Here is a 21,861-nt window from a genome sequence, read left to right on the forward strand (position 1 = left end):
TGGGCGAGTCCGGAAGACACCCCGCTGCCCAGTTAGGTGGGGTGAGGGAAGCCTGAATCGTGGATTTCTGCAAGGAAAATTGGGGGTGAAACCGAGGCTGGCATTCTGAACGCGAACCGCGTTTCCGCTGCAATGGACTCTGCCGCCGGCGTTTCTGGGGTGTGTCGCACCTGTGTTTGAGGGCGCGGGGCGAGGTGTTTGCGATTATTGGTAAAAATTTTTGACCAATGATGTTTACGATAGGAAACTAATTCTCTAAGCCTTCCTGTGAATCGAATTCCAAGGCCAGAGGGGCATTCAATGACAGCTTATGTGGACCGCAGTGATTTGAAGGTGGCGGACAGCCTCGCGCATTTCATCGAAACGCATGCCCTGCCGGGTACGGGGGTTGCGTCGGCCGATTTCTGGGCTGGCTTTTCGGCACTGGTGCATGATCTGGGGCTAAAGAACCGGGATCTGTTGGCCGAACGGGAGAGCATGCAGGCCAAGATCGATGACTGGCATGTGGCGCATCGCAGTGCGGACCATGACCCGGCGGCCTATCGCGCGTTTCTGGAAGAGATTGGATATCTTGTTCCGGAAGGGCCTGATTTCGAGATTGAGACCCAGAGTGTCGACCCCGAGATTGCATCGACACCGGGTGCGCAGTTGGTGGTACCGATCATGAATGCCCGCTTTGCCTTGAACGCCGCAAATGCGCGTTGGGGCAACCTCTATGACGCGCTCTATGGCACAGATGCGCTGGGCGATTTGCCGGCGGGCAAGGGCTATGATCCCGCCCGTGGCGCGCGTGTGATTGCTTGGGCCAAGGCGTTTCTGGACGAGGCTGTGCCGTTGACCGGTGGGTCATGGGCTGATGTCGCGTCTTTGGGCGTGTCTGGCGGGGCGTTGGATCTTGGGGCGTTTTCCTTGTCCGACCCGGCACAGTTTTTGGGCCATGGCGGGGACGAGGAGGCGCAGACCTTCTTGTTCGGTAACAACCATCTGGCCATCGAGATCGTGGTGGACCGCAATGATGTGATCGGTGCCTCTGATCCTGCAGGCATTTCTGCGGTGAACCTTGAATCCGCCCTGTCCACCATCATGGATTGCGAGGACAGCGTGGCTGCCGTGGATGCCGAGGACAAGGTTCTGGCCTATGGCAACTGGCTGGGCCTGATGAAGGGCGATCTGGAAGAAAGCTTTGAGAAGGGTGGAAAGGTCATCACCCGCCGGATGGCCGGTGATCGTGCTTATACCGCGCCTGACGGGTCGGCCCTGAGCATGAAGGGCCGCAGCCTGATGCTGGTGCGCAATGTGGGTCACCTGATGACCAACCCGGCCATTCATGACCGCGATGGTAACGAGGTGGGTGAGGGGCTGATGGATGCCATGATCACCACCCTGATCGCCATGCACGACCTGCAGAAGACCGAAGGGCTGCGCAATTCGGTGTGCGGGTCGGTCTATGTGGTGAAGCCCAAGATGCATGGGCCGGTCGAAGTGGCATTTGCTGACGAGATTTTCACCCGCGTTGAGAAGGTGCTGGGCCTGCCCGCCAACACCGTGAAACTGGGGATCATGGATGAGGAGCGGCGCACGTCCGCCAACCTCAAGGAATGTATCCGGGCGGCGAAGGCGCGTGTGGCCTTTATCAACACCGGTTTCCTCGATCGGACGGGGGACGAGATCCATACCTCGATGGAAGCGGGGCCGATGATCCCGAAGGGCGAGATGAAGGGGGCGGCCTGGATCGCCTCTTATGAGGATCGCAATGTGGATATCGGTCTGGCCTGCGGGTTGAAGGGCAAGGCACAGATCGGCAAGGGCATGTGGGCCATGCCGGATCGCATGGCGGAGATGCTGGAACAGAAGATCGGGCATCCGCAGTCGGGCGCGACCTGTGCCTGGGTGCCGTCGCCAACGGCTGCGACTTTGCATGCCACGCATTATCACAAGGTGGATGTGATGGCCCGTCAGGACGTGCTGAAAGCGGGTGGCGCGCGTGGCACGCTTGAGGATTTGCTGACTATTCCTGTCGCTGTGGGCCGCAATTTCTCCTCCGAAGAAATTGCGCGCGAGATGGAGAACAATGCCCAAGGCATCCTTGGATATGTTGTGCGCTGGGTGGATCAGGGCGTTGGCTGCTCCAAAGTGCCGGACATCAATGATGTGGGTCTGATGGAGGACCGCGCGACATGTCGGATCAGCGCACAGGCCATGGCGAACTGGCTGCATCATGGCGTGGTGAGCGAGGATCAGGTGATGGCGTCCCTCAAGAAGATGGCCGAGGTTGTCGATCGCCAGAATGCGGGCGATCCCGCGTATTTGCCGATGGCCCCGGGATTTGATGGCGTGGCCTTTCATGCCGCCTGCGATCTGGTGTTGAAGGGCCGGGTGCAGCCGTCGGGCTATACTGAGCCTGTGCTGCATGCACGCCGGTTGGAGTTCAAGGCGGCCTGAGCCGCGTTTTGAACGGGCGGGACCGAGGGGCGCTGCCCCTCGTGCTCCCCGTGGTATTTTCAGTCAGAAGAAACTGGGGCGAGGGCCCCGATCAGGAGACAAGACATGGCGATTTCGTTGCGCAAGGCGCGGACCATCATTCGCAAGGCATTGGAGAAGGGGCGGGAGATGGAGTTGAAGCCATTGTCCGTCGTGGTGCTGGATGCCGGTGGGCATGTGCAGGCCTTTGAGCGCGAGGATGGGGCGGCACCCGGTCGGTTCGCGATTGCGCAGGGCAAAGCCTATGGCGCGGTCATGTTAGGTATGGCGGGCACGGCGCAGATGGCGCGGGCCGAGCAGCAGGCCTATTTCATGGCGGCGGTGAACGGCGTTTATGGCGGGCAGGTTGTGCCCGTGCCCGGCGGTGTGCTGGTCCGTGACAAGAAAGGCGCCGTCATTGGTGCTGTGGGTGTAACCGGCGACACATCTGACAACGATGCCGTTGCAGCCGTTGCGGGCATCGAAGCGGCGGCTTTGGTGGCTGAAATTTAGGCACTGCCCACATCTGCGGCTTTTTGCACATGTCCTTGCGCGCCCGTCTCTCTGTTCAGGAGGCGGGCGTCTGCGTATATCGGGTGAAATGCAACCACTGCAGAGGACCCTATGGCGCGGCCCATTATCGGCATCATTTCGAACCACCACGTGATCAATGACGAGTACGAGGTACAGGCGGCTGGCCTGATCAACGTATCGGCTGTTGCGGATGTGTCCGAAGGTTTGCCCATGCTGATCCCGGCAGAGCCTGCGAAGGTGCGGATTTCCGATCTGTTGGAACATTGTGCGGGTTTCGTGTTCACCGGCGGGCGCGCCAATGTGCATCCGGAGGAGTACGGGGAAGAGCCGACCGAGGCCCATGGGGCGTTTGACCGTAACCGGGACAGTGTGACTTTGCCGCTGATCCGCGCCTGTGTGGAGCGGGGGCAGCCATTTCTGGGCATTTGCCGGGGCTTTCAGGAGGTGAACGTGGCTATGGGCGGGTCGCTTTATCCTGAGATCCGTGATCTGCCGGGCCGCGACAATCACCGCATGCCACCCGATGGGACGCTGGAAGAGAAGTTTGCCCTGCGCCACGACGTGACTTTTTCCGAGGGCGGTGTTTTTCACCGTCTGATGGGGCGCCAGTCGGTGCCCACCAACACGTTGCACGGGCAGGGGATCAAAACCGCCGGTCCGCGTGTTGTGGTCGACGGGCATGCGCCTGATGGGACTGCAGAAGCCATCTATATCGACGGCGCACCCGGTTTTACCCTGTCGGTACAGTGGCACCCGGAGTGGAACGCAAAATGCGATCCTGTCTCGCGCCCATTGTTCGAAGCTTTTGGCGAGGCGTGCCGCGATTGGGCGGATGGTGGGCGCGCGCGTTCGGTTTTGCGCTCGGCTTAAACGCCTGTTAACCACGGTGCTGGCAGGGTGGCGGCATGCCACGTTATGTCCGCTCTGATCGCCCCGGTTCCACCTATTTCTTCACAGCCCGTGCTGCGCGCCGCGGCACTGATCTGTTCTTGCGCGAGATTGACCCGCTGCGTGCGGCCATGCGCAAGACGCGGGAGAGGTATCCGTTTTCCATAGAAGAGATCGTTGTGTTGGGGGATGTCATACACACCCTTTGGCAGCTGCCCGAGGAGGATGCAGATTTCTCAACTCGGTGGCGGATGCTAAAAAGCCTGTTCTCCCGATCTGTGGAGGCGCCGCAGGATGTTGGTGCGCTGCGGTTGCGTGCGGGCGAGAAAGGTCTGTGGCAGCGGCGGTTCTGGGAGCACGCCATCCGGGATGCGGATGATCTGGCGGCCCATCGGCATATGATTTTCTCTGCCCCTGTACAGGCCGGATTGGTGAACCGTCCGGAAGATTGGCCGCATTCATCAATACACCGGGCGATTGGGCAAGGACGCTATCCGGCGTGTGGTCCTGTTGGCCGGGCATATCGTCCATACCCAACTCCGGTGGCAGGGCGCACGACACGTGCGCCTTACGATACCGGAACCGTCGCCACGTAAGGCGGGGCTGTGTCCCGCCCACGGGCATTTGAATGGTGCGATGACGTGATCTGTAAGGCGGAGGTGTCCTCCGCCATCGGCGGATCAGGATCCGCCTTACGCCGTCTGCCCGCCAGAGATCTGGATGCATTGACCGTTAATGCTTTGCGATCCGGGGCTAACGAGCCAAAGCGCCGCAGCAGCCACTTCATCGGCATCGATCAGCCGTTTGTGTCGGTTCGCGTCGATCATCACTTGCCGTGCGTCTTCAGTACTCATTCCCGTCCGTTCCGCAATGGCGACCTGATTGCGGTCGACGATCGGCGTGTCGACATATCCGGGGCAGAGCGCGTTGAAGGTATAGGGCTGGCCCATGTAGTCTTCGCTGAGGCTTCGGACCAGACCGATCAACCCGTGCTTGGATGCTGAATATGCGGCACCACCCGGCAAACCTCGTAGCCCGGCTATCGACGACACAGCAATCACGCGGCCCCAATCCGTTTCGCGCATGCCGGGCAAACAGGCACGGATGGTCAGAAAGGCACCATCCAGATTCGTGGCCATCATGTTCCGCCAAAAATCCAGTTTGGTTTTGTGCAGGGCGCGCCCCTCGGCGATGCCGGCATTGGGAACGCAAATCTGGACGGGCCCGCGTTTTGCGACAGCATCGTTGACTACAGCATTGACCGAGGCTTCGTCCCTGACATCCATGGCAGCACCCCAGATCCCGTCACCCGCGACTTGGTCCAGAACCTCTTGCCTTCGTCCGGTGATCGTGACCTGTGCTCCACGCTCCTGCAGCGCATGTGCGATCGCAAGACCAATGCCGGTGCCGCCGCCAGTGACCAGGGCATGTTTGCCGGTGAGAAATGTGTCGGATGTCATGAGGCTGTTCCCTTTGCGCCAAGGAGTGGGCCAACACTGCGTGGTCCGTGCCGAAGGATCAATCACAATTCATCGGATGCCTGCGCCATTCGTCGCGGTCTTTCTGCAACGCATTGACAGGCCTCCGTCTTTTCTTTTCAGGTGCGATCAAAGTTAACGTGTGTCAAATGATTAGCCTGCTCCATATTCCCCCAGTCTGGCTTGTGTTCTGCGTCTTTCTGGCGTGGTGCCAAGGGCGCTATCTGCCGCTTGGGATGAGCGTTGATCACCCGGTTACGCATATGATGGCGGGCCTTTTGATCGGCGCGGGTGTGCTGTTGATGATCGCTGCCCTGCGCGCGTTTTGGCGGCACAAGACAACGGTGATTCCGCACCAGGAACCGCAACGGCTGATCACCGATGGTGTGTTTGCCCGCACCCGGAACCCCATTTATCTCGGCGACACACTTCTTCTGGCCGGTCTGATCCTGCGCTTTGATGCGGTGCCGTCATTGGTGCTGGTCCCGGCCTTCGTTTGGTGGATCGAGCACCAGTTCATCATCCCGGAAGAGGACCGGATGCGGCGCATCTTTCGGATGGAGTTTGCGCGCTACGAACAAAAAGTGCGCAGGTGGGTCTGAAAATTTTCGAATATTACTTTTATGACGCAGGGGCGCTGCTTGTATCTCGGAGATGGGTTGGGTAGGGGACAGCTTACGGCGCTGCGCCACATCGCCTTTGGGTTAAGCGTGAAATTGACTGCCACGAACGGATGGGGGTTCTTCGAATGAAGATCGGAACACCAAAAGAGATATTTGAGGGAGAGCGCCGCGTCGCCATGACGCCAGAGAGCGCCGCAGCCCTGCAAAAACTGGGCCACGACTGTGTGGTCGAGACGGGCGCGGGGGCCGAGGCCGGTTTTTCCGATGCCGACTACAAGGCTGCTGGCGTTGAAGTGGTCAAGACCGCTGCTGCCCTCTGGAAGGCCGCTGACATCGTTGCCAAGGTACGCGCGCCCGACGCGACCGAGATGAAGCGCCTGCGCGAAGATCAGACCCTGATTTCGTTCTTCAGCCCCGTTGCGGACGAAGCCAAGATGCAGTCGGCTGCCAAGAAGGGCGCCACCGTCGTTGCGATGGAGATGATCCCCCGCATCAGCCGTGCCCAGAAGATGGACGCGCTGTCGTCCATGGCGAACATCGCGGGTTACCGCGCGGTCATCGAGGCCGGCAACAATTTCGGCCGCTTCTTTACCGGTCAGATCACGGCGGCGGGCAAGGTGCCCCCGGCCAAGGTTCTGGTGGTTGGCGCAGGCGTGGCCGGTCTGGCGGCCATCGGGACATCGACCAGCCTCGGTGCCATCACCTATGCCTTTGACGTGCGTCCCGAAGTGGCTGAACAAGTCGAGTCCATGGGCGCCGAATTCGTCTATCTAGACTTTGAAGAAGAACAGCAGGACGGATCCTCGTCCGGCGGCTATGCCTCTGTTTCTTCGCCTGAATTCCGTGAGGCGCAGCTGGCCAAGTTTCGGGAACTGGCGCCCGAGATGGACATCGTCATCACCACGGCCCTGATCCCCAACCGCGAAGCGCCGGAACTGTGGACCGAGGACATGGTGAAGTCCATGAAACCCGGTTCTGTCATCGTGGACCTTGCGGCAGAGAAGGGCGGCAACTGCAAGCTGACCGTCGCGGATGAAAAGATCGTAACCGAAAATGGTGTGACGATCATCGGCTACACTGACTTCCCAAGCCGCATGGCAACACAGTCGTCGAGCCTGTATGCCACGAACATCCGTCACCTGATGACGGACCTGACGCCGGAAAAAGACGGTGTCATCAACCATGACATGGAAGATGACGTGATCCGCGGCGCGACCATCGCTCATGCGAAGGAGGTCACCTTCCCACCACCGCCGCCCAAAGTGGCTGCGATCGCCGCAGCTCCGAAAAAGGAAGCGGCAAAAGAACTGACGCCTGAAGAGAAACGTGCCGAGGAAGTGGCTGCGTTCAAGGCGCAGACGAAGAACCAGGTCACTTTGCTGGCCATTGGCGGGGCGCTGGTACTGCTCGCTGGGCTTTATACCCCGGCCAGCTTCATGCAGCACTTCATCGTCTTCGTGCTGAGCGTGTTTATCGGTTTCCAGGTGATCTGGGGCGTGGCGCACAGCCTGCACACGCCGCTGATGGCGGTGACGAACGCCATTTCTTCCATCGTGATCCTTGGCGCTCTCATACAGATCGGATCGAGTTCAGGGGTCATCACGTTCCTGGCGATCTTCGGGATATTCATGGCGGCCATCAACATATTTGGTGGCTTCCTCGTGACACGGCGCATGCTCGCCATGTTCCAGAAATCGTAAGTAGGGGCGGGAACTATGGAACTCGGATTTACTACCGCCGCGTACGCTGTTGCGGCCGTTCTTTTCATCCTGTCCCTGGGCGGTCTGTCCGGTCAGGAAAGCGCCAAGCGGGCCGTCTGGTACGGCATCGTGGGCATGTTCATCGCCGTTGTGGCGACGTTGATCGGACCGGGATCGGGCCTGTGGCTGTTGTCGCTGGTGCTGATCGCAGGTGGGGCCGTTGTGGGTTATCAACTCGCCACCAAGGTCGAGATGACGCAGATGCCCGAGCTTGTGGCCGGTATGCACGCCCTTGTGGGGCTGGCGGCCGTCTTCATCGGCTTCAACGCCCATATCATGATCGGTTACGTGGACAACCACCTGGCCGAGAATGGGGCACAACTGGGCGGTGCGCTGGCAAATGGTACGTGGATTCAGTCGGTCGAAAAGGCTGTGCTTGAGCCGCTGTCGGCCTTTGGTCAGCTGATCGCCAAGAAGACGACCGTTGAGATCACCATTCTGAAAATCGAACTGGTGCTGGGTGTCTGGATCGGTGCGGTCACGTTCACCGGGTCTTATGTGGCCTGGGGCAAGCTGTCCGGCAAGGTGGACAGCGCGGCGACCAAGCTGCCTGGTGGGCACATGCTGAACGCCGCTGCTGCCGGTGCATCGCTGATCCTTGCCATCATCTACTTCAGCACTGGCGCGCTGTTGCCGCTGGTTCTGCTGACGTTGCTGGCCCTGTTCATTGGCTGGCATTTGATCATGGGCATTGGTGGGGCGGATATGCCTGTCGTGGTGTCGATGCTGAACAGCTATTCCGGCTGGGCGGCGGCGGCCATCGGTTTCAGCCTTGGCAATGACCTGCTGATTGTTGTGGGCGCGCTTGTGGGCTCCTCCGGTGCGATCCTGTCCTACATCATGTGTAAGGCGATGAACCGGTCGTTTGTCTCTGTCATTCTGGGCGGCTTTGGTGGCCCGGCAGGAGAGCAGATGGCCGTTGAAGGTGAGCAGATTGCCATAGAAGCTGACGGTGTGGCCACGGCCCTGAATGAGGCCGATAGCGTCATCATCATCCCGGGCTACGGCATGGCTGTGGCGCAGGCGCAGCAAGGCGTGGCCGAGCTGACGCGCAAGCTGCGCGCCGCTGGGAAAGAGGTGCGCTTTGCGATCCACCCCGTTGCGGGTCGTTTGCCCGGGCACATGAACGTGCTCTTGGCCGAAGCCAAGGTGCCTTACGACATCGTGCTGGAGATGGACGAGATCAATGATGACTTCCCGGACACGGATGTTGCTATCGTCATCGGGTCGAACGACATCGTGAACCCGGCTGCGCAAGACGACCCGAACAGCCCCATCGCGGGTATGCCGGTGCTGGAATGCTGGAAGGCCAAGCAGGTGTTCGTGTCGAAGCGCGGGCAGGGCACCGGTTATTCCGGGATCGAGAACCCGCTGTTCTTCAAGGAGAATACGCGCATGTTCTACGGTGATGCCAAGCAGTCCATCGACAAGCTGTTGCCGATGATCGACTGACGCGGCAGGTGTCATACCAGTTTTGAAAAGGCGGGCCTTCGGGACCGCCTTTTTTTGGTTTTGTATGGATTGGGCCGATGTTGGTAGTCTCGGTATACAATTGCATCCTATTAAGCTGTTGATAAGATGTGATAATCTGCGTTGACTTTGTTCGATTTGTGCTTATTTGGGCATAACAGATCATCGGAGCAGTCATGGCCCCCATCGAAGACCACCCGTTGCGATACCAGCTTGCAAACGAGCTGCACGCCCGCCCATTTCCATCCATGCGCGCACCATGTGCTGCGGCCTATGTCGCGTTCAAGCAGCCGGAGATGGCGGTCAACCGTGACCGTGCCAAGGACGTGGCGCACTTGCAGGCATTGCTGGATCGCTACGGTGCGCCACATCCGCAGCCGGGGGCCACGCATTACTATGGGCAGATCGGGCGGCATTGGCTGAAATGGGAACAACATACCGAGTTTGTGACCTACACCATCTTTTCGGATGGGGTGGAGGATCGCCCTTTCGATACGCGCGCATTTGAGCCCTTTCCGCCAATGTGGTTGGAGCAAGCGCCCGGGCAGAGGTTTACGTCGGTCCTCATTCGGATCGAACCGCGACCTGAAGAGGCGGGTATTCGCGATCGATTGATGGACTGGTTTGTGCCTGAGAGTCTGGCCGTAAGCTCTGTTCTGGACGACGCTGCGGTCATCGCGGGAGACTTCCGGATCGATCAGAATGGCCATATGCGCTTTGCGGCGTTTATCTCGCAGGAGACGGGCGAGCGTCGCGTTGGGCGCATCGTTCAGCGGTTGTGCGAGATCGAGACATATAAATCCATGTCCATGCTTGGTTTTGCGCGGGCGCGATCGTTGGGGCCGGACTTGAATGCGCTGGACGCACGCCTGACCGAGTTGATTGAGCGCATGTCGGGCGAGGATGCAGAAGCGGAAGAGACCTTGCAGGCACTGCTTTCGATTTCGGCTTCGCTCGAGACCATGTCGGCGCAGTCTTCGTTTCGGATCGGGGCAACACATGCCTACGAGGCGATTGTGGATGAGCGGATCGGAGCGTTGCGCGAGGGCCGCTATCAGGGGCGGCAGACATTCGCAGAATTCATGATGCGCCGATACCAGCCCGCAATGCGGACGGTCCAGTCGGCTGAGAATCGGCTGGCCGCTATGTCGGCTCGGAGCGTGCGCGCGGCAGAGTTGCTGCGGACGCAAGTGGACGTTGAGCGATCGGCGCAGAACCAAGCGCTGCTTGAGAGTATGGACAAGCGTTCTGATCTTCAGATGCGGTTGCAAAGAACCGTCGAAGGGTTTTCGGCTGTGGCGATCAGTTACTACTCAGTGTCGCTGTTGTCGTATCTGTTTTATTCGCTGGAAGCGTCGACAGGCATTTCCAAGAACCTTCTGACCGCTGTGATCACTGTGCCCGTCGTGGTCTTGGTCTGGACAGCAATCAAGCGTTTGAAGAGCAAGGTGGAGCGGTAGGGACGGGGTCGGACGCTCTTTGCCTTTGGCAAATGCGCCCCGCCCGCCGTCCCTCAGCCTGCGTGCCACAGTGTCTGAAACCGCGGAGAGGGGGCGCTGCCCCCGCGGCTTTGCCGCCCCCCGTGGTATTTCCAGTCAGAAGATGTCAGCGGCCGCGAATGCGTGGATCGAGTGCATCGCGCAGGCCGTCGCCAAGATAGTTCACACCAAGCACGGTGAGCGAGATCAGGATGCCCGGCAGGACCACGCGTTCCGGGTATTGCTCCATCCGTTGCACTGCGTCGGCCAACAGTTTGCCCCATGTGGGGAAGTCGGACGGGAAGCCGACGCCGAGGAAGCTGAGTGCGCTTTCAGTGATGATCGCCGTGGCGAGGCCCAAAGTGGCCGAGACCATAATGGGTGAGATCACGTTGGGCAGCAGGTGCCGCCGGATGATCTTGCCTGAGGTGGTGCCGATGGAACGTGCTGCGAGGATGAACTCGCGTTCTTTGAGCGCCAGGATATCGCCGCGCACGATGCGCGCTGTTTGCATCCATGACGTTAGACCCACGACCCCCACGATCAGGATGAACATGCCACCCTCGGGGCCGAAATTGGCCCTGAGCGGTTCGCGGAACAGGGTTACGGCCACCAGCAAAAGGGGCAGGATGGGGAGGGACAGAACGAGGTCCGTGAAACGCATCAGCCAGAAGTCGGCCTTTTTGAAGTACCCGGCGACGACGCCAATGGACGTCCCGATCAGCAGCGCCAGCACCATTGCGGCCCAGCCGACGGCCATGGAGGCGCGTCCACCGGCAATCAGGTTGGCCAGAATATCTCGGCCCAGGTTGTCGGTGCCAAGGGGCCGGAACCACCCGACCTTGGCGTCACCATTCCACAAAGCCACGTAGATCGGCCGCATATCCTTGTTCCGGATATCCAGCTTTTGCGGATCGACCTGCCAAACATACGGCCCAAGGATCACGGCCAGCGTGATGAACACCAGGAACCCGCCGCCAAAGAGCGCGCCCTTGTGCCGCTTGAATTGGTCCCAGACGTCCTTCCATTGGCTACGGGGCGCTTTTGGCGGCTCCTTGTCCTGGAGCGCGGCATAGGGGTCTGTCGCGCCAGAGGCGGGCATATCTTGCGTCTGATCAGTCATAGCGGATCCTCGGGTCGAGCACGCCGTAGAGCACGTCGGCAATCAGGTTGAAGAGCACGATCAGGATCGCGAAGATGAAGGTCAGGGTCATGACCATCGGGATGTCGTTGGCGAAAAGGGCTGTCAGCAGCAATTGCCCGATCCCGTTCACCTTGAAGACGTTCTCGGTGATGATGGCGCCGCCAAAGATCGAAGGCACACCAAGCGCAATAACGGTGATAACCGGGATCATCGAGTTCCTCAAAACGTGCTGCATCACGACGACACCTTCGCGCAGGCCCTTGGCCCGCGCCGTGCGCACATAGTCCTGACCGAGATTGTCGAGCATGGACGACCGCATGTAGCGGCTGATCTGGGCCGTGGTCTGCAGTGCCAGAACCATCACCGGCATGACCATTTGCATGAACTGCACTTTGAAACTGGCCCAGTCGGTCACAACGTGCGTTGTGTCATAGATCGAGGGCAGCCAGCCGAGTTGGACCGAAAAGACCACGATCAACAGGGGGCCGGTAAAGAAGGGCGGGATCGAAAAGCCGATCATTGTGATGAACGTGCCGGACTGATCGAAGACGGAGTATTGCTTGTAGGCGGAGTAGATGCCGATCGGTAGGGCAATCAGGATGCCAACGATGTAGGACAGGCCCACCACCCAAAGTGTTTGCGGGATACGCTGCACCACGATGTCCATGACTGGGCTACGGGTCTGCCAGGAAATCACGCGTTGCTTGCCTTCGGCGAAGGTTGTGCCGAACCAATGATCCATGAGGACCTGGGGTTCGATCCAGAAGAATTGCACCATCCATTTCCAGTACTGGACATGTAGTGGTGCACCGAGGCCGAGCGCTTCGCGCATCTTTTCTTTGACTTCGGGGGGGACGGTCAGTGGCACTTGCGCCATAGGGTCGCCCGGGGCGAGCTGCAGAAGCAGGAAAATAACAAGGCTGATGAACAAAAGCGTCGGGACCGACAGGATCAACCGGCGGATTGTGAAGGTCAGCATATGAGGCCAATCCTTTTGCGGAGGTCTTTTTGTTTTTGGTCAGAAAAGAGGGTGGGCGATGCCGCCCACCCCGAGAATCTGATCACTTGATACGGTACCAGTCCGCAGTGTTCCAGATTTCGCTGTCCCAAACGTTCAGCTTTACGCCGCCCAGTGTGTTCGAGTGGGCGGACACGCGGCCACGGTGCACAAGCGGCACAATGGTGAAGGTGTCTTTGGTCAGCATGTTGTTCATCTTGATCGCGATTTCGGCGCGCTCTTCGATGTCGCCTGTGCGGGCAAGTTCATCGATCAGCTCGTCATATGCGGGATCACAGAAGCGGTTGATGTTCTCACCCTGCCATTGGCTTGCCGGGCGAGGCTCGTTGCCGCACCGGTACTGGGCCAAGTATTGCTGAGGGTCAGTGCCGTTGAACGTGTTGGCGTACATTTCAACATCGGCATAGAACTTCTGGAACGTGTCGGGCGAACCCGGGTCACCGCCGAAGAACACGGAGGCGTCGAGGTTGCGCAGTTCCGTTTCCACGCCAATCTCTTCCCACCATGCCTTGATCAGCGCCTGGAAGTCCTGACGCACAGCGTTGGTCGACGTCTGGTACAGGATCGACAGCTCGACGCCGTCCTTGTCGCGGATGCCGTTGCCATTGCTGTCCACCCAGCCTGCTTCATCCAGCAGCGCCTTGGCGCCTTCAATGTCCTGTGTGGCACAATGCATGTCACCCGAGGCGAACATGTCCGGTGCTGGAACAAGGTCACAGGTCACTTTGCCTGCTTTGCCATAACCGACCTCAACCAGAAGCGGACGGTCGATGGCCATGGACAGGGCCTGACGCACCGCCATATCGCTCAGGAAGGGGTGCGGTTCGGCAACTGTAGCACGTGTTTCTGGTGGCAAATCCGGTGAGGGGTTCGTCAGGTTCATTTCCAGACGTTCCACCAGCGGGCCGAAGCCTGCGATGGCTTTGCCTTTGCCGCCTTCTTCCATCTTGGCGATGACGTCGGGGGCCAGTTGCAGGTTCCAGGCGTAGTCAAACTCGCCCGTTTCCAGGACGGCGCGGCCAGCAGCGGTTGCGTCACCGCCACCTTTAAACGTTACGCGCGCAAAGGCGGGTTTCGCCGGATCGCGGTAGTTGTCATTCGCGACCATCGTGATCACGTCATTGGGGCGGAATTCTTCGACTTTGAAGCCGCCGGTGCCAATGGGGTTAAAGTTCGCTTCGGTGCATTCGGGGGCCTTGGCGCCCAGGCAGTCTGCAAATTGCGCGGCCTGAATGATCGGCGACTGGCCACCCACGAATGGGCCATACGGATTCGGTTTGGGTTGGTTGAACGTGACCTTCACGGTCAGATCGTCCAGCGCCTCGACATTCTCGACGCCATCGAAGAACGCAAGCTGCGCGCAGCCGCCTTCGGGGTGCATGCAGTAATCTGCGGTGAACTTCACATCCGCCGAGGTGAATGGGGTGCCGTCAGACCAGGTGATACCTTCCTTGATCTTCCAGGTGATGGTGGTGAGGTCTTCGCTCACGCCGCCGTTGCCGACGGTTGGAATTTCTGCCGCCAGCCACGGTGTCAGGGCGCCGGTTTCGTCGTAGCGGGCGAGGGGTTCGATGATCATCGACGAGGATTCGATGTCCTTGGTGCCGCCCGAAAGATAGGGGTTCAGAATCGATGGCGCCTGCCAATAGATGATCTTGAGTTCGCCATCCGAGCCACGCTCGGCAAAGGCTGCCGGGGCAAGTGCCACCGATGCCACAGCACCCATAAGAAGGGTTTTGAGGGTCATATCATACTCCTTGTTGGACGGCAGGTTTGGCCTGCTCGTCTAATGCACGCCACACTGAGTGTGACGCAAGTCTGGCCTGAGGGGAGGATACGTGTACGCGATAACCTACGGTTTCCCCGTAGTTTTTACTCTTGGCCCCCAAGCGCACGGCGATATCGAAACAGCTTTTGGGGAAAATGCAAGCGTTGCATGCGTTCAACGATAAATTTCGTAGGTCAATGTTTGACAGTGCCTGTGCCTTCGCCCACTCTTTGGAAAACCTGAGCCAAAAAGGCTCGATTGCGGGGATACGAATGCTCGACCAAACAGATACGTCGCCGATTGCCAACATTCAGAATCTGCGGGTGCAGTTTCAAACCAAGGACGGGCCGGTGCTTGGTGTCGAGGATGTTTCCTTCCAGGTGCATGCGGGCGAAACCGTGTGCATTGTGGGCGAATCCGGATCGGGCAAGTCGGTGTCGTCGCTGTCCCTGATGCGCCTTGTGGAATTCGGCGGAGGCGAGATTGCTGGCGGCCGTCTGCTGTTTGACCGCAAGACATCCGATGCCGTTGACTTGGCTGACACGGATCAAAACCTGATGCGGACCATTCGCGGCAACGAAATCGGCATGATCTTTCAAGAGCCGATGACAGCTTTGAACCCGGTCTTTACCGTGGGCCGCCAGTTGACCGAAGGACTGCGTCTGCACAAGGGGCTGAGCAAAGCACAGGCCGAAGAACGGGCGTTATCTCTTTTGCAACAGGTGCGCATTCCCGAACCGGCCCGCAGGATGAAGCAATACCCGCACGAGTTGTCAGGTGGCATGCGGCAGCGTGTGGTGATTGCCATGGCCCTGGCCTGTGAGCCCCGTTTGCTGATCGCAGACGAGCCGACAACCGCGCTCGACGTGACCATTCAGGCTGAAATCCTGGCGCTTATGGACCGGTTGAAGCGTGAAACCGGTACAGCCGTGATGTTCATCACCCATGACATGGCAGTTGTTGCGCAGATGGCAGATCGCGTTGTTGTCATGTTCCGTGGCAACAAGGTCGAGGAAGGCCCGGTTGCCGAGATTTTCGAAAGCCCGCAGCACCCCTATACCAAGGCACTGCTGGCCGCGGTGCCCAAATTGGGCGAGATGCGTGGCAAAACCTATCCCGAACCGATGAAGCTTTTGGGCCGGTCGCAGGGTGAGATTGCCCCGATCCCTGGCACCGAGGAAAAGCTTTTGGAAGTGCGAAACCTGACGACGCGTTTCTCGGTCAAGGGTGGCTTTTTCCGGCGCACAGTCGCCAATGTGCATGCGGTCGAGGATGTGTCCTTTACCATCAACAAGGGTCAGACTCTGAGCTTGGTTGGTGAATCGGGATGCGGCAAGTCTTCGGCCGGTCGGTCGATCCTGCGTCTTGTCGAGCCTCAATCGGGGCATATCGTGTTGGATGGCACCGACATCATGGCGCTGAATGATCGTGATTTGCGCGATGCGCGGCGTGACATGCAGATGATCTTTCAAGATCCGTTTGCCTCTCTGAACCCACAGATGCAACTGGCCGACCAGGTGGCCGAGCCCATGCAGAACTTTGGGATGTTCAAGGGCGAGGAAGGCACCAAGCGGGTCGAGATGCTGTTTGATCGGGTCGAGTTGCCCCGCAGCTTTATGCGTCGTTACCCGCACGAGCTATCGGGTGGACAGCGCCAACGTGTTGCGATTGCACGCGCGCTGGCATTGAACCCCAAGCTGATCATCGCGGACGAAGCTGTGTCGGCTCTGGATGTGTCCGTTCAGGCGCAGGTTTTGAACCTGATGATGGAATTGCAGGCCGAGATGGGCCTGTCCTTCCTCTTTATCAGTCACGATATGGCCGTTGTTGAACGGGTAAGCCACCAGGTTGGTGTAATGTATCTGGGCCGTATCGTTGAAATGGGTCCGAGGGCGCGTGTGTTCGAAAACCCGCAGCACCCCTATACGCAAGCCCTGATGAAGGCGGTACCGATTGCCGATCCGCGCCAGCGAAAGGCAGAGAAAGACCTGAACTTCAAACCGATTCCGTCGCCCATTCACCCGGTTGACTACGTCCCGGCCCCGTCTGAGTACAACGAGGTCGAACCGGGCCACTTTGTCCTGACGACCGACAGTGGTTACTGATTTCGCCTGCCCACAGCACTGACACTTTTTTTGTTTGATTCGCCGGCTTTGCGCGGCGCAATCCCGTTGATGTGATTGCGTCGATCAGCAGCACTGGAAGTCGGTCAGTACTGCGCCTAGGTTGGCCCGGTATCGAAAGAGATCCACATGACACCCAGACTGACCCCGCTTGAACTGATGACCAAGCTCATCAGTTTCCCGACCGTAAGTCGTGACACCAACTTGCCCCTGGTCGATTGGGTCGAGGGGTATCTGAACGATCACGGCATTTCCGCACATCGGTACCATCACCCGGACGCGCCCAAGGCAGCGTTGTTTGCCCATGTCGGCCCTGAGATCGAAGGCGCAGTCGTGCTGTCCGGGCACACGGACGTCGTTCCGGTTGACGGACAACCATGGGACACGGATCCCTTTACCGTCACCAAACGGGACGGCAAGTATTTCGGGCGGGGCACGTGCGACATGAAAGGGTTTGATGCGCTCGCCCTTTGGGCGTTGGTGGAGGCGCATTATGCCGGTGTGAAAACGCCCCTGCAGCTGGCCCTGAGCTTTGATGAGGAGATCGGCTGTTTGGGGGCTCCGCCCATGATCGAAGCCATGCAAGGTGTCGTGCCCAAAGGGGGCCCGGTCATCGTTGGTGAACCTTCCATGATGAAAGCTGTGACGGGCCACAAGGGCGGGCAGGGGTTTGACACGCATGTGATTGGCTTCGAAGTGCATTCCTCCCTTCTGCCCCAAGGGGTGAGCGCGATCCTTGAAGGGGCAAAGATCATCGACTTTGCCAATCATCGGAACGCGGAGAATATGGTGGCTGAACCCTCAACGCTGGCCGCCATGTTCGATCCGCCATTTACAACCTGGCATGTCGGGCAGGTGAGCGGCGGAACAGCGCACAACATCACCGCCAAGGACTGCTTTTTCGCCATGGATTTTCGTGCAGTGCCCGGTGACGATGTCGTTGCTTTGAAAGAGGCGTATCTGGCCCATGTTGCCGAGGTCGAAAAGGGGATGAAGGCCATACATCCCGAGACGCGCGTCGATATCGAGACACGCTTTGACGTGCCACCGCTCACACCCGAGGAAGACGGGGCTGCCGAAGGCCTAGTGCGGGCCATCACGGGCGACAATGGGACCCATGTGGTGAGCTATGGGACCGAGGCCGGGCAGTTTCAGGCCGCCGGTTATTCCGCAGTGGTCTGTGGACCCGGCGATATTGCGCAAGCGCATCAACCCAACGAGTTCATCACGGTCGCCCAGTTCGAGGCGGGACACGCATTCATGCGTGATCTTGTGGCCCGCCTTGCTTAAGGCGCCGGGGCACGCGGTCAAAAGTGGGCCGACGCCAGTGCGGGGGCGCCTTTTGCACACGAAGTCCGCGGTAACTCCGATTGGCATGATGTGACCGGTTTTCCGTTCCATGATGCAACGCCGGTGACTTGGTCCGGCCCGCCGCCGGAACAGGCAGATGTGGTTGTGATTGGCGGCGGTGTGATTGGTGTCTGCACTGCCCTCTATTTGGCTGAGGGTGGGCAGCGCGTTGTTCTATTGGAAAAGGGACGCATTGCCGGGGAACAGTCCAGCCGCAACTGGGGATGGATTCGTCAACAGGGGCGGGACCCAGACGAATTACCCATCATGGTCGAGGCCAACCGTTTGTGGCGCGATCTGGCGCAACGCACAAACGTTGATATTGGCCTGACGCAGGGCGGCGTGACCTATCTGGCAAAAACGGATGCCGAAATGGCGCGCTATGCCGATTGGCTACCGCATGCTGCGGCCAATGATGTTGATAGTCGTCTGCTGAGTGCCGGCGAAGTTGCTGACCTGATCCCGGGGATGTCGCGGAGCTATGCCGGTGCGCTTCATACCGCATCCGACATGCGGGCCGAGCCGTGGGTGGCCGTGCCAGCGCTGGCGGGCGTTGCGGTGCGTGCAGGTGCGACCATTGTTGAGAACTGCGCGGTTCGGGCACTCGATGTGCAGGCGGGTCGCGTCGCGGGGGTTGTCACGGAACAGGGCCGGATCGCTGCGCCTGAGGTTGTTCTTGCGGGGGGCGCGTGGTCTTCGTTGCTGCTGCGCCGACATGGTATTTCGTTACCGCAATTGTCGGTGCGTGCGACGGTTGCCGCAACCGAGCCGTTGCCGATGGTGTTTCCCGGCGGTGCTGCCGATGATGAGGTCGCGTTTCGACCGCGTCAGGATGGGGGCTATTCACTTGCTGCCGGAGGGTTCCACGAACTGTTCATTGGCCCGGATGCGTTCCGGGCGCTGCCGAAATACCTGCCGCAACTGCGCGCTGATCCTTTTGGAACGCGTTTCCTTCCGGCCGAACCGCGGGGTTATCCCGATGCGTGGTCAACGCCGCGCCGTTGGGATGCCGATGGGCCAAGCCCGTTCGAAGAGATGCGCATTCTCAATCCCGCTCCCAATCGCCGCAAGGTGGCGCAATTGACCAGCAGATTTCAGGCGTTGTTCCCGCATATTGGCCCTGTGCGGATCAAGACCGCATGGGCGGGTATGATTGACACCATGCCCGATGTGGTTCCGGTGGTGGATCGCGTGGAAGCATTGCCCGGACTGACCATCGGCACAGGAATGAGCGGTCACGGGTTTGGCATTGGTCCGGGCATGGGAAAGGTGCTGGCGGCTCTGGTCATGGGCGACGATCCGGGCCATGATCTGACACGGTTCCGCCTGAGCCGTTTTTCCGATGGCAGCAAGATGCGCCTCGGCCCATCTGTCTGACAGGATCACACTATGCCCATCAAGAATCGCCTTGCCGAGACCCACGCCGAGATCACGGGCTGGCGCCGCCACCTGCATGCGCATCCGGAATTGGATTTCGACGTGCATGAAACGGCGGCCTTTGTTGTGGAACGGCTGCGGGATTTCGGTGCTGACGATATCGCAACAGGTATTGGCAAGACCGGCGTCGTTGCCGTCATCAAAGGCCGTACGGACACGAAGGGTCGCGTAGTGGGGTTGCGTGCCGATATGGATGCACTTCCGATCGAAGAGGCGACCGGGCTCGACTATGCGTCAAAGCACCCGGGCAAGATGCATGCCTGTGGCCATGACGGGCACACGTCGATCCTGCTGGGCGCAGCGCAATATCTGGCCGAAACGCGGAACTTTGACGGCACGGTGGTGCTGGCCTTCCAACCTGCCGAGGAAGGCGGAGGCGGGGGCCGTGAGATGGTCAATGACGGGTTGATTGATCGGTGGGGCATTCAGGAGATCTATGGCCTGCACAACATGCCGGGTCTGCCCACCGGCGCCTTTGCCATTCGTCCGGGCGCATTGCTGGCCTCGGCAGATGAATTCGAGGTGACGGTGACGGGCAAGGGGGGGCATGCGGCAGCTCCGCACCAGTCCATTGATCCCAATGTGGCGGCGGCGCATATCATTCTGGGCCTGCAAAGCATTGCGAGCCGCAACGTGGATCCGTTGGCGTCGGCCGTTGTGTCAGTGTGCGCGCTGCATTCAGACATCGACACCCACAACATCATCCCGCAAGTGACACGCATGACTGGTACAGTTCGTGCATTGGATCCAGAGGTGCGGGATTTTGTTGAGGCGCGTGTGACCGAGATCGCGACCGCCACGGCACAAGCCTACCAATGCGAGGCCAAGGTGGACTACACCGTCGGGTATCCGGTCACAATCAACCATGGTGAACACACAGAGTATGCAGCGGCGGCCGCGCGTGCCGTCGCCGGGGACGTGATCACCGATTATCCTCCCATCATGGCAGCAGAAGATTTCTCGTTTATGTTGAATGCCTGTCCCGGTGCCTACATCATGCTCGGGAACGGGGACGGGCCGATGGTTCACCACCCCGAGTATCAATTCGATGACGAAGCTATTCCCGCTGGCGCCAGCTGGTTCGTGGAACTGGTCGAACAACGCATGCCTGCGCAGTAACCAAAGGACGCATTAATGCCCATCAAGAACCGTTTTGCCGAAATGCACGCTGACATCACCGCGTGGCGACGTGACATTCATCAGCATCCTGAAATTCTGTTCGAGACGCACCGCACAAGCGCACTGGTTGCCGAAAAGCTGCGGGCCTTTGGCTGCGATGAAGTTGTTGAGGGCATCGGCCGCACGGGCGTCGTGGGTGTGATCAAGGGAAAGGCCGACGGGTCAGGCAAGGTCATTGGCCTGCGCGCTGATATGGATGCGCTGCCGATCCATGAGGCGACAGGCGTTGAATATGCGTCGAAAACCGATGGAGCCATGCACGCCTGCGGCCATGACGGTCACACGGCGATGCTGTTGGGGGCTGCGCAGTATCTTTCTGAGACGCGGAATTTCGATGGCACGGTTGTGGTCATCTTCCAACCTGCGGAAGAGGGCGGCGGCGGCGGTCGCGAGATGTGTAACGATGGCATGATGGACCGTTGGGGAATTCAGGAAGTCTATGGTATGCACAACTGGCCAGGCATGCCCGCAGGCGAGTTTTCCATCCGCCCGGGGCCTTTTTTCGCGGCAACCGATCTGTTGGAGATAGAGTTCGAGGGGCTTGGGGGACACGCCGCCAAACCGCACGAGACAATCGATACGACCCTGATGGCGTCGCATGCGGTGACGATGTTGCAATCCATTGCCAGCCGCAATGTAGACCCAATCGACCGGATGGTTGTGTCCGTTACATCTTTCGAGACGTCTTCCAAAGCCTTCAACGTGATCCCGCAGAAGGTACAGATCATGGGTACCGTGCGCACCATGAGTCCCGAGGCGCGTGATCTGGCCGAAAAGCGGGTGGTGGAAATCTGCGAGGGCGTTGCCAGCACTTTTGGCGGTGTGGCGCGGGTGAATTATAACCGGAACTACCCGGTGATGGTGAACCATGACGAGCAGACGGAGTTTGCGGCCGATGTGGCGCGGTCGGTGTCAGGCCAGTGCGAAGAAGCGCCGTTGGTCATGGGCGGTGAGGATTTCGCCTTTATGTTGGAAGAGCGGCCCGGGGCTTACATCCTTGTGGGCAATGGTGACACGGCGATGGTTCACCACCCGGAGTACAACTTCAATGACGAGGCCATTCCTGCCGGCTGTTCCTGGTGGGCCGGGATTGTCGAGCAACGGCTGCCGCTGGCGTCGTAACGGCGGGTGACGCTCCTGCCTCTGGCAGA

17 protein-coding genes are annotated in these 21,861 nt (G+C 59.6%); 13 read left to right on the plus strand and 4 right to left on the minus strand.

What is annotated here, in order from left to right; translation table 11 throughout:
* Window positions 1–300: 300 nt before the first annotated feature.
* The 4 genes from IE087_RS13395 to IE087_RS13410 all read left to right on the plus strand — a co-directional run bounded on the left by IE087_RS13395 (window position 301) and on the right by IE087_RS13410 (window position 4,478).
* Window positions 301–2,442, plus strand: a complete 2,142-nt coding sequence (locus IE087_RS13395) for a malate synthase G (protein ID WP_189369844.1) — start codon at window positions 301–303, stop codon at window positions 2,440–2,442.
* Window positions 2,443–2,547: 105 nt separating this feature from the next.
* A complete protein-coding gene (locus tag IE087_RS13400) occupies window positions 2,548–2,973 on the plus strand; it encodes a GlcG/HbpS family heme-binding protein (protein ID WP_189369845.1) in 426 nt (141 codons plus the stop codon).
* A gap of 111 nt (window positions 2,974–3,084) precedes the next feature.
* Complete coding sequence (locus IE087_RS13405) at window positions 3,085–3,864, plus strand: gamma-glutamyl-gamma-aminobutyrate hydrolase family protein (protein WP_189369846.1); 780 nt, start codon at window positions 3,085–3,087, stop codon at window positions 3,862–3,864.
* A 35-nt stretch (window positions 3,865–3,899) separates the two neighbouring features.
* Entirely contained in the window at window positions 3,900–4,478 is a 579-nt protein-coding gene (locus IE087_RS13410; protein ID WP_189369847.1) for an REP-associated tyrosine transposase, read from the plus strand.
* A 96-nt stretch (window positions 4,479–4,574) separates the two neighbouring features.
* Here IE087_RS13410 and IE087_RS13415 read toward each other — a convergent pair whose 3' ends face one another.
* The gene (locus IE087_RS13415) at window positions 4,575–5,342 is read right to left on the minus strand and encodes an SDR family NAD(P)-dependent oxidoreductase (RefSeq protein WP_189369848.1); all 768 of its coding nucleotides are present in this window, start codon (window positions 5,340–5,342) and stop codon (window positions 4,575–4,577) included.
* Window positions 5,343–5,509: 167 nt separating this feature from the next.
* Between IE087_RS13415 and IE087_RS13420 the strand changes: the two genes are divergently transcribed.
* From IE087_RS13420 to IE087_RS13435, 4 genes are all read left to right on the plus strand, one after another.
* Entirely contained in the window at window positions 5,510–5,962 is a 453-nt protein-coding gene (locus IE087_RS13420; RefSeq protein WP_373296514.1) for a methyltransferase family protein, read from the plus strand.
* 146 nt (window positions 5,963–6,108) lie between these two features.
* Window positions 6,109–7,683, plus strand: coding sequence for a Re/Si-specific NAD(P)(+) transhydrogenase subunit alpha (locus IE087_RS13425; RefSeq protein WP_189369849.1), 1,575 nt, complete (start codon window positions 6,109–6,111; stop codon window positions 7,681–7,683).
* Window positions 7,684–7,698: 15 nt separating this feature from the next.
* On the plus strand, window positions 7,699–9,195 hold the full coding sequence (locus IE087_RS13430) for an NAD(P)(+) transhydrogenase (Re/Si-specific) subunit beta (RefSeq protein ID WP_189369850.1): 1,497 nt from the start codon (window positions 7,699–7,701) through the stop codon (window positions 9,193–9,195).
* A gap of 194 nt (window positions 9,196–9,389) precedes the next feature.
* Entirely contained in the window at window positions 9,390–10,673 is a 1,284-nt protein-coding gene (locus IE087_RS13435; protein WP_189369851.1) for a DUF3422 family protein, read from the plus strand.
* Between the two features lie 145 nt (window positions 10,674–10,818).
* Here the strand turns inward: IE087_RS13435 and IE087_RS13440 are convergent, their stop codons facing one another.
* The 3 genes from IE087_RS13440 to IE087_RS13450 form a co-directional block, all read right to left on the minus strand.
* A complete protein-coding gene (locus IE087_RS13440) occupies window positions 10,819–11,814 on the minus strand; it encodes an ABC transporter permease (protein ID WP_189369852.1) in 996 nt (331 codons plus the stop codon).
* Window positions 11,807–12,814 (minus strand): ABC transporter permease, encoded by a 1,008-nt coding sequence (locus IE087_RS13445; RefSeq protein WP_189369853.1) that lies wholly within the window; start codon window positions 12,812–12,814, stop codon window positions 11,807–11,809. The genes IE087_RS13440 and IE087_RS13445 overlap by 8 nt, the downstream gene beginning before the upstream one ends.
* A gap of 82 nt (window positions 12,815–12,896) precedes the next feature.
* Window positions 12,897–14,600 (minus strand): peptide ABC transporter substrate-binding protein, encoded by a 1,704-nt coding sequence (locus tag IE087_RS13450; RefSeq protein WP_189369854.1) that lies wholly within the window; start codon window positions 14,598–14,600, stop codon window positions 12,897–12,899.
* Between the two features lie 293 nt (window positions 14,601–14,893).
* Here IE087_RS13450 and IE087_RS13455 point away from each other — a divergent pair, with 293 nt between their 5' ends.
* The 5 genes from IE087_RS13455 (at window position 14,894) to IE087_RS13475 (ending at window position 21,832) form a co-directional block, all read left to right on the plus strand.
* Window positions 14,894–16,726 carry an ABC transporter ATP-binding protein gene (locus IE087_RS13455; protein WP_189369855.1) on the plus strand — a complete coding sequence of 611 codons (1,833 nt, stop codon included), beginning with the start codon at window positions 14,894–14,896 and terminating at the stop codon, window positions 16,724–16,726.
* A 147-nt stretch (window positions 16,727–16,873) separates the two neighbouring features.
* A complete protein-coding gene (gene argE, locus IE087_RS13460; protein WP_189369856.1) occupies window positions 16,874–18,034 on the plus strand; it encodes an acetylornithine deacetylase in 1,161 nt (386 codons plus the stop codon).
* Between the two features lie 90 nt (window positions 18,035–18,124).
* Window positions 18,125–19,471, plus strand: a complete 1,347-nt coding sequence (locus IE087_RS13465; RefSeq protein WP_189369857.1) for an NAD(P)/FAD-dependent oxidoreductase — start codon at window positions 18,125–18,127, stop codon at window positions 19,469–19,471.
* Window positions 19,472–19,483: 12 nt separating this feature from the next.
* Window positions 19,484–20,650: a M20 aminoacylase family protein gene (locus IE087_RS13470; RefSeq protein ID WP_189369858.1), complete on the plus strand. Its 1,167-nt coding sequence runs from the start codon at window positions 19,484–19,486 to the stop codon at window positions 20,648–20,650.
* Between the two features lie 15 nt (window positions 20,651–20,665).
* On the plus strand, window positions 20,666–21,832 hold the full coding sequence (locus tag IE087_RS13475; protein ID WP_189369859.1) for a M20 aminoacylase family protein: 1,167 nt from the start codon (window positions 20,666–20,668) through the stop codon (window positions 21,830–21,832).
* Window positions 21,833–21,861: the final 29 nt, after the last annotated feature.

It is taken from the genome of Tateyamaria omphalii (assembly GCF_014651375.1).
Lineage (GTDB): Bacteria > Pseudomonadota > Alphaproteobacteria > Rhodobacterales > Rhodobacteraceae > Tateyamaria > Tateyamaria omphalii.